The 387-nt window shown below is 68.7% G+C and carries 1 pseudogene; it reads right to left on the bottom strand.

The features are described from left to right. Window positions 1-71: 71 nt before the first annotated feature. Window positions 72-387, bottom strand: a pseudogene (locus ABQE44_RS25830) (hypothetical protein); the annotation flags it as partial.

A 387-nucleotide genomic window follows, 5' to 3' on the forward strand; every position in this document is an offset into this window, starting at 1 on the left:
CGGTCGGTCCGGGCGTGCTGATGCTGGCGCCGTCGGATTTTTCGAGGCGCTGCGGTTTCTCGGGTCGGCCGTTAGGCCGCCCGGTTTTCGGGAGGTGCCGGTCCGCCGGGCTCGTCGGCTCCGCGGCCTGACGCCGCGGCGCCGGGTTCGCCTTCGGCGATGTGGTTGTCGTTGGCTGATTCGGTGTGGGTTTGGGTGCTGCCGGTGTGCTTGCCGTTGAATGGCGCTGGGGTGTCGGGCGTGGCGTCGCCGGTGTCGGTGTCATCGGCCGGTGCCGTGTCTTGTGGTTTCGTGCCACTGGCTTGGGCATTGTCGAGCGGCGCTGCTGTATCTGATTTCGCGCCGCCGGTTTCGGTGTCGTTGGTCGGCGCTCCGGTGTTTGGGCCG

This window comes from Mycolicibacterium sp. XJ2546, from assembly GCF_053483195.1.